The 11,907-nt window shown below is 43.6% G+C and carries 8 protein-coding genes and 1 pseudogene; 1 reads left to right on the forward strand and 8 read right to left on the reverse strand.

What is annotated here, in order from left to right; genetic code table 11:
• Positions 1 to 9 precede the first annotated feature (9 nt).
• From L5M18_RS01250 to L5M18_RS01260, 3 genes are read right to left on the reverse strand one after another with little or no spacing between them, the layout of a single operon-like run.
• Entirely contained in the window at positions 10 to 3,084 is a 3,075-nt protein-coding gene (locus L5M18_RS01250; protein WP_263195764.1) for a site-specific integrase, read from the reverse strand.
• Positions 3,069 to 5,342: a hypothetical protein gene (locus tag L5M18_RS01255; protein ID WP_263195765.1), complete on the reverse strand. Its 2,274-nt coding sequence runs from the start codon at positions 5,340 to 5,342 to the stop codon at positions 3,069 to 3,071. Before L5M18_RS01255 ends, L5M18_RS01250 begins: the two co-directional genes overlap by 16 nt.
• On the reverse strand, positions 5,342 to 5,956 hold the full coding sequence (locus L5M18_RS01260) for a hypothetical protein (RefSeq protein WP_263195766.1): 615 nt from the start codon (positions 5,954 to 5,956) through the stop codon (positions 5,342 to 5,344). The genes L5M18_RS01255 and L5M18_RS01260 overlap by 1 nt, the downstream gene beginning before the upstream one ends.
• 444 nt (positions 5,957 to 6,400) lie before the next feature.
• Here L5M18_RS01260 and L5M18_RS01265 point away from each other — a divergent pair, with 444 nt between their 5' ends.
• Positions 6,401 to 7,264 carry a DUF2971 domain-containing protein gene (locus L5M18_RS01265; protein ID WP_263195767.1) on the forward strand — a complete coding sequence of 288 codons (864 nt, stop codon included), beginning with the start codon at positions 6,401 to 6,403 and terminating at the stop codon, positions 7,262 to 7,264.
• An 817-nt stretch (positions 7,265 to 8,081) separates the two neighbouring features.
• Here the strand turns inward: L5M18_RS01265 and L5M18_RS01270 are convergent.
• The 5 genes and pseudogenes from L5M18_RS01270 to L5M18_RS01290 all read right to left on the reverse strand — a co-directional run bounded on the left by L5M18_RS01270 (position 8,082) and on the right by L5M18_RS01290 (position 11,829).
• Positions 8,082 to 8,948: an OmpA family protein gene (locus L5M18_RS01270; protein ID WP_263195768.1), complete on the reverse strand. Its 867-nt coding sequence runs from the start codon at positions 8,946 to 8,948 to the stop codon at positions 8,082 to 8,084.
• Positions 8,948 to 9,370 (reverse strand): DUF4398 domain-containing protein, encoded by a 423-nt coding sequence (locus L5M18_RS01275; protein ID WP_028760080.1) that lies wholly within the window; start codon positions 9,368 to 9,370, stop codon positions 8,948 to 8,950. Before L5M18_RS01275 ends, L5M18_RS01270 begins: the two co-directional genes overlap by 1 nt.
• A gap of 346 nt (positions 9,371 to 9,716) precedes the next feature.
• Positions 9,717 to 9,893, reverse strand: a complete 177-nt coding sequence (locus tag L5M18_RS01280) for a hypothetical protein (protein WP_263166319.1) — start codon at positions 9,891 to 9,893, stop codon at positions 9,717 to 9,719.
• A gap of 358 nt (positions 9,894 to 10,251) precedes the next feature.
• Positions 10,252 to 11,008: pseudogene (locus tag L5M18_RS01285) on the reverse strand (Crp/Fnr family transcriptional regulator).
• A 122-nt stretch (positions 11,009 to 11,130) separates the two neighbouring features.
• Positions 11,131 to 11,829, reverse strand: coding sequence for a Crp/Fnr family transcriptional regulator (locus tag L5M18_RS01290; protein WP_263195769.1), 699 nt, complete (start codon positions 11,827 to 11,829; stop codon positions 11,131 to 11,133).
• Positions 11,830 to 11,907: the final 78 nt, after the last annotated feature.

Raw genomic sequence — 11,907 nt, forward strand, 5'->3', positions numbered from 1 at the left:
TTGGTGACATTAACTCTGTTCCCATTGCTTTATTTGCTCCGCTTTGAACAGGATAATCGCCAGCTGGTGGAATAAGGTTTTCAGTGCCGGGGAGGAATATTGGCTTATTGCTTCGTCGCCGCGTGTTTTTATGTGCCGTAAAAATAATGCTCCAGATCCTTCTGGATATTCATTTATTTTCTGTAACGTGTAGCAGGTTATCTGAAGGTTGCGGTGGCATTTCCACTGATTATAGGGTTTTCCATATTGATAATGCAGTATAAGGTGCCAGCGCTTCCAAGTAAAAAGCTTGCTTACCACTGCCATAAATCGCTGAAACTCTGTTGTTTTGTTAAAGAAAATCGACGGGTTACTGCTGGTTGTATGCGTTAAGTAATACTTAATAGCCCATTGTAATTCGACGTTTCCTTTTTGACTCGACTTGAGTTCGCGACATACTTGTAGGGCTGAATAAATATCCTTTCGAACAGAAATATCAATGGGGTCTGCGGGTAGCAGCGCATTACAACGTCTGTTTGCAAATAATCGGCCAATGCCTCGTGGTGTTTTTAACATCCGAAGTGCCGTTGCAGTATCTATCCAGCGTTTGACGCGTTCAGGAGTGAGGCGATACTGAAAGGCTACGTTTTGATAGTCATGACCAAGCTCAATCCTCCTGAGTACCGCCAAGGCTTGATTGTAGTGACTGCTTTTTACAACCTCATTTTTCTGGCGGATTGTACTTTGGCGAATGCCGCTCACCGGGCCCATAAAAGGGACTAGCCGCTTTCTAAAAAATGGCAGCAAACGCACAGGGGTGATGTTTCCTGATTTTTGCATCACTTTATAACGGTGTGGGCGTACTCCAAGTACAATATTTGCGGTGTATTCAGGTATTTCTTGAGCGTTTATTGCCAAATGGCAGCCCAGCAGTAAATCGGTAAAATGTAGATAGCTTCTGAATGTGGTGTCTGGACTGCTATGGCCAGCAAACACTGCCAGCGCAGAATATCTGTCTCGTAACCGGTCTTCACCAAATATCAGTTTAGATATTATCCTTTTTTGTGACGTTGGGTATGGCAACATCGTCTTGATAACTTCAGGTAATGTGATTAAGTCATCATGGGCAAGGAGTTGAAGTCTGGACAATGCTGTATGGCGAAGATGATATAGACGATAATAAATTCCGCCGGTTAACTGAGACAATATCTCTTTCACCATCAAGGAGATTTGACCAGTATTGACAACTTGAAAGGGATTAGCGTTTTCGTGAAAGAGCAATTCGTTATAACGTTTATGGCAAGCCATAAGGCGATCCCTAAGATAGCTTTCCATTAAACTTTTTTCGTTGTCGGTCAACAAAGGAAATAAAGGCACTTTTCGAAGCGCAGAGTCGGTTTTGTTATGCCCGTGGCGGCTTTCACGAATAAATAGCCAGCCGATAGAGGAAGGCTCAATGTCTTTTAGACGCAGTTTGGCGACTTCACCGGGTCTAAGACCTGTACGATAGGCTATGAGCAAATAGCACTTTAACATCCGTTGGGCTGCATGGTCTAAATCGTCTATGTAATCGATTTGGCGAAGCAGGGCTGAAAACAATGGCTCATCAACAATTGCTGCACTTACATGGGGAGTAATATTGCTACCTTCGCTGAGTGGCTGATTAAGAGGAGGGAGATCAAATCTCTGTTGTGCGAATAAATGTAGGTTCTCAAACCGACGAGCTTTATAGTGCAGTTCATGTTGACTATCAGTACGATTCATAATTTCTTGATAAAGTTCGATAAAGTCTTCACTGCTCAGGCTGTATAAGTCAATGTCTGCGGTCGCAGCCAACCAGTGGCCTCCAATTGCTCCAAAGTACCTATTCGCTGTTGATACTTCATTTTTCTCAGTAGTCAGGTGGTGAATGAGCCATTGAAGCAGGATCTCTTCGTTAGGGCAGAGGCTTGCTTGTGTTAGTTCTTGTAAATGAAGAACAACTTGGCGATTTCCTTGGGGATTGGCGTTATTCTGCTTAAATATTTCTCTTATTTGGTTAAGCAGGTATCGGTTACCTAGCTTAAAACGGTGTGATGGCGATGTTACTGAAGAGTCTGTTTGTATTGGATTATACCATTTCTTGAATTGAGCAAAGCTTCTTACGTTGCAGGGTCCTGTTGCACCTTTAAATAATCTGAACCAGTAGGCATTGGGTAGGGATGCGCTTTTTTGACGTCCCAACGAATACTCTACCAACACTTGTGGTAACTCGACATTAGGCTGAGCCTCTGCAAAACAAATCCCACCTTGTTGAAACTGTTTTTTTGGAAGAATGAGTTTAAGTTCTGACTTAATTATCTCTAAACATTGATTGATTGATTTTGGGGGCCGCCAACTTCTTGTTCGGCTGTTTAGAAATGGCTTAATTAGCCCGAGACTTATTGGATCGGGGAAAAAATGAACCTCAACCTGAGCTTTATTGGGTCCCAAATCGTCTTGAACGGTGTAGACGTTACTGGCAAACTTATGTCCTGGGGTTGGCCTCAACGTTAGCCAGCATAGGTCCTTATTGCCATTTAACGGTCTATAGTCGGTTAATGCTTTCGCCAGCGCGGGCCAAAGTGCAGGTCGATTCAGGCCCCCATAGCAAATGCAGCTCATCAGCAATCTGGCAAAGCATTGTTGGGGATCGGATGTTTTATCAAGCTTGTCTAGCAAACCGTCAATTTTTGATGCGAAGACAGAAGTATTGTGTTGCCAGGTCAAATTTCTAAGCGGTCGAACTCTACGAAGCGTGAGATAGTCTGAGGGAGGGTTGATCTGCCAAAGCCCTTGTCGGTTACCCGTTTCTAGTTGCCTGCAGATAAAAGCATATCCTCGGCGGTAAGCTGTTTCCGATTTGAGGGCCTTTCGCAGTTCTGAGTCAACCTGTGGCCAAACTGCCGAAAATCGGTCGTATTTTGGTGGTGTTTCAAACAGTTCAGGTAGATAATGTTCAAGTACGGCCAGAGCTTGTTTTATTATCGTTATATGACTTTTTTGCCGAGCAGCAGTTCTGGACTGATGCCCCAATAACCGTACTAGGGATTTCTGTTCATGTGGAAGGATCAGCGGGTTTTCCATGCGTCAACCACCGTAATTTCATGAGTGTTCAGTAGCGTTTCGATATGCTGAGCAATACGGTTGAGGTATTGAGTTGATAGCATGCTATGACGACCCATTGATTCTTCTCCAATATCTTCGTGTCCCATCCAACCATCTATTTCTGCCGGAATAACACCGAGACGCTTTAATTCGCTACGCATGTGATGCCTCCCCCAGTTGCCAGGCCAGGGTAACTGGTCTCCAAGAAATGCTTTTACTCTGGCAGGCGTGAGTTCTTGCATAATTTGGGGGATGTTGTCCTGTTCTTGATGTTTTATAAAAAATAGAAGATTTCCGCTGCCTGTCATTGCCTCGTCTGCACGTTTGAAAATATCTTTGGCGATGAGTTGACTGCGTTTTTTCAACTCTTGAAGATGTTGTAGATAATGTTCAAGTTGCTTCACTGCAGTCTGTGGAAGTATCAGCGTTCTAGCAGATATCCCATGTCGGTTTTCTTTATCGCTAATCCACCAGGTATTGTTATGGCTGTTGAAATCGGTACGTTGTCCCATTGGTGCATTAACATCGCGGTGACCGGTTGCAAACGTCAAAAGCGCCCATACGTAGCAGACATAGTGATTATGTAGTGTCGTGAGTTCTTCCAAAGATTGCTTTCGCGGGCGAGGAATTTGGCTCCTCAAAACGCGAAAAAAATTGTGTAAAGTCGATGGAGGGAGATGTAATGCACTTCCCAGTTGCTTTTTGATGGGCTTTACGTCGGGGAGTTGCGAAGCGATCTCAGCCATCTCGAAGATTGAACTCACGTATCTGTGGTGGTTTTCAATCAGTTTATCTGCATCGAAATTTGAATAGCTCAGTGCAGGCTGGTTTCGGGGAGCTCGCCCCTTTATGAGTCCGACTTCGGCACGATCTAGTCCATTATTGATATACCAGTGTTCAAGAAAACGGGTGATTCTTCCGAGACTTAAACGACATCGGTGTTGCTTGTTGATGTCATTAATGACTGACTTCAACTCTGCCGTGTCCACGTTTTGAGTAAGCTTATCTTGTAAACATTGAGGGAGCGGCAGCACCAAATGGTTTGTTATATTGTTCAAACATTTTTCTAGTCTTACATCTTGTTTGCTTGCTGGCACTGTGTGGGTTAGAGATATGCAAGGGCGATTTTTGTAATGTGTGAGACAAAATGTATTTGAAGATTGTCCTAGTGAAATAGGATCTCGACCGCATAGCAGGCACAGCAGTAGAGTTGAGCAGCTATCTGGGTTTACTCCAGTTTTAATTCCATTGGTCGTAAAACGAATGAGTTGACATATATCCCATTCGGTCAGTTGATTGTAACTGCAATTTAAAGATAACTGCATAATGCCGAGTTTTTCGGTCAAACACTTATGCTGTATAGCCCGTACCGCTCTTGAGGATGGGGAAGGAGTTGTTTTTAGTTTATTCGTTAAGGGTTTATCTTCAATACGAAATGTTCGACCAGCTGTTACCGATATAGCCTCATCTCGTTCTTGAGCCGTCGTCGGTTTTGTGGATGCGACACATAGTTCTTTAACCTCAAGGCCTGCGTCTTCAAATGCATCAACGGGATTAAGTTCGATGAAGGTGTCAGGGTCTGAAATAGGAGGTATTCTAATTCTTCTTCGTCGTCTTTTGCTCCCTGATACTGCTTCTCTAAGCACTAACTCCAAGTAGCCAAGGCCGTACTCTTGCGGGGCAGGATATTTTTCCTTTCGTAGTTCTTTAAGTTTTGACACCAGTCGTTCAACTGATGATGCGTCATCCAATTCTGGCAGTATATCTAATAGTTTTCGATGCTTGGGGTCCATCGCTACCAGACGTAGCTCGCGTAATGCATTTTCATTTCCTGAGGTTGCGAGTTGCTGGTCATGGGTATAGCGTATGAAACAACAGATAAGAACAATCGATTGGTATGCTGTGTATTTCGTTCTCCATTGTGGTGTGGCATTGGGGGGTAACACTGCACAAATGGTGGCAGCAAATGGGTATGATGTGAGAAGCTTATTTTTCTTTAAAATACCAAATATTTCAGTGTTACTGACAGAGCCTGGAGACATTTTTGTTATCAGAATTTTTACTAGCCTATCTATTAGTTCGAATTGCTCCCAATAGCCTGCTGGAAATGCTTGAATACTATAGGCTAGTTGCATTAACAGCGTTTGCTTGAGCTCTGGATTTAAATGCTCTGGCGCAAAATATTTGCTTAAAAATTCCTTTAATTTTTTGCTGGTGTTGCGTGCAGGAGGAGTCATTATTTGGGCTCCCATGGCATTGCTAATTCGGCGAGAATATCGACAGAATCAGATATTAGGCATTTAGGAAACTGGCGCTGCCGCTGCTGAACCAGAGTGCCTCTCGATATAAATAACAAATCACAAAATAGCTGGTCAGGTAGTGTATCCTTCCCAAAGAGTTCTCGTGAAAACTGCTCTGGCAGGCCTTGGCGCCAAGCATCAATAAAAGCGGCAACATATTTAGAATTGACGGATAGACTGAGCACTTGCAATAGTGATAACCATGCTTTTTTCTCGACGCTTTCAGGTGTCAATTGGCCTTGAGTATTTGTTTCTAAAACCAGAAGAGTACCTTCTGGTGGGCGACCATTTTCCCAAAAAAGAGCTGCCCAGATAGGACTATAAAACTGAAATGTTCTGGTATAGTGTTTTGCTTTATTGCTGCTTGCTTTCGAATCTATGTACTCCAAACAATATATTGTTTGGGAGGCAAATTCAGACCTGATTATTGCAGGTAAGGCATGTAGATTACATAACCCAGGTAATGATTGCATTACATCGAAAGCTTTTCTCGCTGCTGGATGTAAGTTCACCTGATGCTTCTTTTGGAGCTTCAAAATTATTTGAGCCATCAGAAATCCATTTCCTGTGATTGCGTCCTTCCTTTAATATAGGGCTCACTTTTTCATATCCCAAGTGTGATCAAAAGTTGATCAGTAAAAAGATCGATTTATGTGATCGTGATCTGATTTGTTTCCTTAATCGAATTTATAAACAAGCCACTGAAATTTTTGAATATTGAACTTCGAAATGATTTTCAGCATTCCTTGTCCTGCAAGCTGGTTTAAATCCTTAATCGTGGCGTGCGTTGTATGCTGTTTCCGTATACGCGAGCGTTGCTGTGAATTGACTAACTTTTGCCCCAAAACGGCTTAGAACAAAAAATAATTCAAATTTTGTTTAAGTACACTCCCCAAATAAATGTTATCCGAAAAACAAACTGAGAAATCTATTGATTCTAAGGGTTAGTAGGAAGAACATATCAACTAACTAAAACCCAAAATTACCAATGAGTTATGCCAAATTCTCTTTATCATTATACTGACATCAACGCTGTGCGAGGGCTACTAGAGCACAAAAAGCTATGGCTAACTGGTCATGAATTTTTGAATGATGAGCATGAGTTTATCGACGGCTATAATATGCTCCAACAGGATATCGAACAACACCTCGTAAACATCAACGCAAATAGCACCCAAAGAGCACAAGTTGGCGTTATTCTTCAGTATCTCAATGACACATTAGCCCTATCCTGTTCATTTTCTAAATCGCCTGACATGCTATCGCAATGGCGTAGCTACTGCCCACAAGAAGGTGGTTACTGCATAGAATTTGACGATGACATACTCAGAAGTTCTGTCATTAACCCTGGTATTCAGCCTGTTAGAACCTTCGAAGAATGTATTTATGATCAGAGTGAAAAAGCTCGTCAATCTCAATTGCATGCCGAACATTGCATTAACGGATTATTCCAAAATCACTCGTCGAACGCCGACCGAATTTATCAAACGTATCTGAGTTTCCTACATTTTTGTCTTAGATGTAAAAACGAACACTTCCTCGAAGAACAAGAAGTAAGGCTATGCACATATTCAAACAGCAATAGACATAATACCAATATAGTGCAGGTTGGTTCAGGTGGAACTACTCATACGACACCAATTTTTGTTAATGATCCACTCAGGTTTCGTACTAGCAAAAATCTATTGATTCCTTACTTAGAGTTACCTTTTGACATAAGAGCAATCAAATCGATCACAATTGGCCCTAACAAGAATATGGACACAGCTCTTCAAGGTTTGGAGCTTTACCTTAGAGAGCAAAGGCTCGCAGGGCAGATTATTGTTAACAAGTCAAAAATACCTTACCGTAATTGGTGAGGATTAAACTCAATATGCTCCAAAAGCTCTCATCATCGGTAGCTCAAATTAAGTTGCCGATTTTCATTTTTGGGATACCAAAAGTTATCTGAACGGTAAATTGACTCCTCTGCGGCTAGCTCAGAATTGTCCCCAAACGAGTCAATATTTGCACTAAACAAACAGTATTTGGGGTTAAAAGTATCAAAATTTGGTTGACTGCTTGTTTCTTCCGGTTGAGCAATTTGTCACCGGTGTGTTGGTGCGGTTGATGGGTTATATAGAGGTGTTCTATTACTACAGCTTTATTTCAATGTTTCTATCGATTTCAGAGACAAAGTCATGAATACACTCCTCGCTGCAGGATATGGAAAACTCATCCTTTTTGCTGCTTTAAAACATTTTGGCTACAGAGTGTAATTTCGAGTGAGCACATATTTGCTTTAAATATGAAGTTAACACTATTTTTAGCCATCAAATTGATCAAATGTTGATCAGTGAAAAGACCGTTTTTCGTGACCGTGACCATCAAATTGTTGTTAATAGTCGTTAATGTTTAGTCCGATTGTCATTCGAATAATGCTAATTAAATCAATTGACAACAATTTAGGCAAAATAGGTAACGCACTAAAATCCATATCTGCACGGCCTGTCACGCCGGGGGTCGCGGGTTCGAGTCCCGTCCGCTCCGCCAAATTGCAAAAGCCCCATCGAAAGATGGGGCTTTTTGCTTTTTACTGATCTCCTTAATTTCTGCGCTGTTCATCTTATTAGCGATGAGACTCGATTCAAATGTCAGCAAGGATCACGCTGAAATCTTAATATGATTAAGTGATAGCTACTGTGGAGCCTGTGCGGTGTCGGTGAGGATGACTTCAACCCGACGGTTTTGCTGGCGGCCACTGGCGGACTCATTATTGGCAACAGGTGAGCTTTCACCTTTACCTAGGCTACTGAGCCGATTGGATTGGATCCCTTTTCCCTGTAAAAAATGGCTAACACTATCAGCTCTTTGCTGCGATAAACCCAGATTGTATTGCTCACTGCCTACGCTATCTGTATACCCTTCAATCATGGCACCACGTGCGGGATACTTGTTCAGAAAGTTGGCTAGGTTGGTTAAATGTTGACTGGTCGATGACTTAAGATCCGCTTTGGCAGTGTCAAATAAGACATCACCTAAGGTTACGACCCAACCACGTTCTGACTGACGGGCATTCAGCAATGTGAGCTGGGCTTGCAGTTCGGTCGTTTCCTGACGCGCATCTGCAGCATCAGCACGGGCTAGGCGCGCATCTTGATGGGCTTGATTGGCCTCAGTGGTGCGAGCATCTAATCTGGCGTCATCGCGTTTTTTGGCGAGGACTTTGTGTTGATCCTCGGCAAAGCGGCTCTGCGCTTGAGCTAAGGCAATATTGACTTTTTTATCGGCAACAAACACTAGGTGCTGTGATTGTTGCTCATCTTTTACCGGTTGTTCAGCAGCGCGAACGGCTTCTTCAGCTTGTTTAATGGCAGCAGGGGCTAAAATTGCCAGTTCATTATTCGCTTGCAGTTTATTAAGTTCTGTACGGATATCACCGATGCCTTCAGCTATTTTGGGCGTACTGCTACAAGCTGCTACTGTGGTTAGGATTAGGCTATATGCCAGTAGATGGCGGCTAAAACGTAAAGGCAGACCCGATGAAACGATAGGTTTTTTCATTACTGAATTCCTCCTGAACGGCGCAACATTTCTTGCTGCAGAATGCTGATATTGTTTTTCATTTCATTATTGACGCTATTGGCTTGTGCCAGCTCAGCGCGAGCTTGTGCCAGTTCGGCCTCAAGGCTCGCCTCTATGGCGTAACGATCGGCGCTGACAGTGTCCATATTGAGTAATGCGCTGCTTGCAGATTGAAGTTTAAGTCTGGCCTGTGCCAGTTCATTTGAGGCATATTGGCCGACTCTTGCTTGCTCAGCGCGGGCAATGGTGTGTTCAGCCCGTTCCATTTCTGCGGTCTTAGTCAATGGCGTTGAACTGCAGCCCACGAGCGCTGTCGCAATACAGCCTGCCAATAAGAAGTGCTTGGCTCGCTGCAGGCCGATTGAATATTGCTGTGGTTGTTGATTTTTATTGATGTTCATTTGAAATTCCTTTCTCGGAAACAGTGTCCAGAGTGTGGTCTTTAGGTTTGTTATTCCACCATGCACAGTTAAATATGCTGGTGAATAGCCTCATTTTTGAGCCAGTTGGTATGAGTGAGTAATTTGACGCCACGGAAATTCATGATCTACTCCTCTGAGTTAAAGAGGGCCGACACAGTAAGGATTGCATCGGCTTGAGCTAAACGCAGTGTGTTACTGCAAGGTTTAGTTTTTGCACTTAATCAATGAAACTTTTCCCTGTTTGTTCGTCACGTCCTAGTCTAACGAGTGATGATTTGGCTCTTTTTCAGTCCAGTTACCTTCCTTGTCGTTTGATTTAAGTTCTTCAACCTCGCTTATTTTGTGTGCTTTTACTGGTATCCACGTCTTGTTTAGCTTTATCCGCAACTGTGGTTTTGATCATCTGACGGTTGCGGGCTACGACGGGAGGATTGGCTTTGTTGGTGTCGGAATTCTGTGCATCGTTATCGACGGATTTATGTTGTTCTGTGAATTTTTTCATATAAACCTCAAGTAACCCGGTGTAGTGCAAGAGTGCATGAACCGTACATTCAGCATGACCTGCTAAATATTGAACGTCTGTGCGTTAGCGCGCATGGGATTAGTGATGGCAATATTGGCCGCTCGGCACGTTTTTTGTTTGCTGGGTGGGTCGATACAATCAATAGTAATGCATTGATTATAAAGGTAATATTTCGGATATTAGGCAGCATCAGTTTGCGCCATGTTGGGTTGATGACTGCCTGTTTTGTTTATGCTCTGCAGTACCAGTGTGGGTTTAGTACTGAAGTGGCATATGGGATAACGATAGAATGGCTGTTGTACGAGTGGTCTAGCCATCCGTTATGTGCACAGTACGTTTATGTTTGCTGCGCTTGTTGAGGTGGCATCAGCCGTTCTGATTCCTGTCTAACGACCGTGTAACATTCACAACAGGTTTGTTCTAGTAACGCGCGATCGACCACTTCAATATTCCCACGACTGTAATTGATAATTCCCATGCGCTGCAGTTTGCCTGCCGCATCGGTGACACCTTCACGGCGTACGCCGAGCATATTAGCAATCAATTCCTGCGTCATTAACACGCGATCATCGGGCAGCCTATCTATCGAAAGCAGTAACCAACGACACAGTTGCTGTTCAATACTATGGTGGCGATTGCAAACCGCGGTCTGGGCCATTTGGGTCAGTAGCACCTGACTGTAACGCAGTAACAGGTGGAGCAGGGCGCCATGACGGTTAAATTCGTCTTTAAGCCGCTGACCAAGCAACGCCAGCACTTTGCACCACAGCGCGACTCGTGGTGCTTTCTCCTCCCATAAACAGTGCAACGCCGACCATACCATCATTGCCAACGACGGCAATTTCAGCGGATGCCCCATTTTCCATCACATATAGTAGCGAAATAATCGAGTCCAGCGGGAAATACACATAACGCTGCTTTGAGCCTGCTTCACAGACTACTTGTCCGAGTTCTAATGGAACCAGTTCCAGATGCGGGAAAATACGTTGTTTGACTTCTTCTGGCAATTCACATAACAACCGATTGGATTCTGGCGGGAAGTGAGTTTCCGGTGGCGGGCGCTCTGATACAGATTTCAGTTTTAGTGTGTCCATTATGATAGCGTGTCCTTGTTTGGTGATGTCGCTAACTCAGGTTACAGCGAGAAACACCTATGCTATGTACGGTAGCGAACATAATGGCAGGTTTTTTGAATTGTTGAGTGGAAAATATGCACTTAAGTGCGCATTGAGTGATAGCAGCTACAACAACGGGCAAGTAGAGCTTGCCGATCAAGAATATGTAATCGCCCACGATTATATGAAATGCTGCCGCGGATCTGTAAATTGCCTGCGGCCTCGGTAATACTGCTTCGCCTAACACCTAGCATGTCGGCTAAAAATTGATGGGTTAGATATAACTCATCAGTCTGAATTCGGTCGTGACTCATTAGCAACCAACGTGCTAGCCGAGACTCAATGGAGTGAAAATGGGCACAGACTGCATTTTGTGATAATTGGCATAACAAAGTGTATAGATAAGTCTCTACTATTTGCTTCAGATTGGTATTTTGAGCGAGTAAGCTTTCAAAGGATTCAATGGGGAGCCGCCAAGCTTGACCAGAACCTTGGATGATCGCCTCGGAAGGCTCTTGCCGAGTGCCCAGCAAAGTCGTCGCTCCAAGCATACCTTCGTAACCAATCAAACCCATTTCCAATGCCGGATGTTTGGGGAGTTTAGCAATCAAAGAAATAAAAGCCGTTAAGGGAAAATAGACATATTGATATGACTCGCCAGGCTTGCACAGTAAGTCGGCAAAGTTAAGTTGGACTAACTCAGCTTGCGATAATAAATCCGCTTGTTCCACCACTGGCAGATGACGGATTAATCGGTTCTGAATTTGTGGGGCTAATGTGTCTTGGTGTTGAGTGGGCATAGCGGTTCAACCTGTGGTGGCATTGACTTGGCACCAGAAAATCTGCTGCAAAAAGAAGGGCCGCAGCCCCTGAACGGG

It is taken from the genome of Shewanella sp. SM20, from assembly GCF_025654545.1.
Taxonomy (GTDB): Bacteria; Pseudomonadota; Gammaproteobacteria; order Enterobacterales; family Shewanellaceae; genus Shewanella; species Shewanella oncorhynchi.

What these genes read in the sequence shown, in the direction of transcription:
- L5M18_RS01250 (WP_263195764.1), bottom strand. Translation starts at nt 3,084, where the DNA reads ATGGAAAACCCGCTGATCCTTCCACATGAACAGAAATCCCTAGTACGG.
- L5M18_RS01255 (WP_263195765.1), bottom strand. Translation starts at nt 5,342, where the DNA reads ATGACTCCTCCTGCACGCAACACCAGCAAAAAATTAAAGGAATTTTTA.
- L5M18_RS01260 (WP_263195766.1), bottom strand. Translation starts at nt 5,956, where the DNA reads ATGGCTCAAATAATTTTGAAGCTCCAAAAGAAGCATCAGGTGAACTTA.
- L5M18_RS01265 (WP_263195767.1), top strand. Translation starts at nt 6,401, where the DNA reads ATGCCAAATTCTCTTTATCATTATACTGACATCAACGCTGTGCGAGGG.
- L5M18_RS01270 (WP_263195768.1), bottom strand. Translation starts at nt 8,948, where the DNA reads ATGAAAAAACCTATCGTTTCATCGGGTCTGCCTTTACGTTTTAGCCGC.
- L5M18_RS01275 (WP_028760080.1), bottom strand. Translation starts at nt 9,370, where the DNA reads ATGAACATCAATAAAAATCAACAACCACAGCAATATTCAATCGGCCTG.
- L5M18_RS01280 (WP_263166319.1), bottom strand. Translation starts at nt 9,893, where the DNA reads ATGAAAAAATTCACAGAACAACATAAATCCGTCGATAACGATGCACAG.
- L5M18_RS01290 (WP_263195769.1), bottom strand. Translation starts at nt 11,829, where the DNA reads ATGCCCACTCAACACCAAGACACATTAGCCCCACAAATTCAGAACCGA.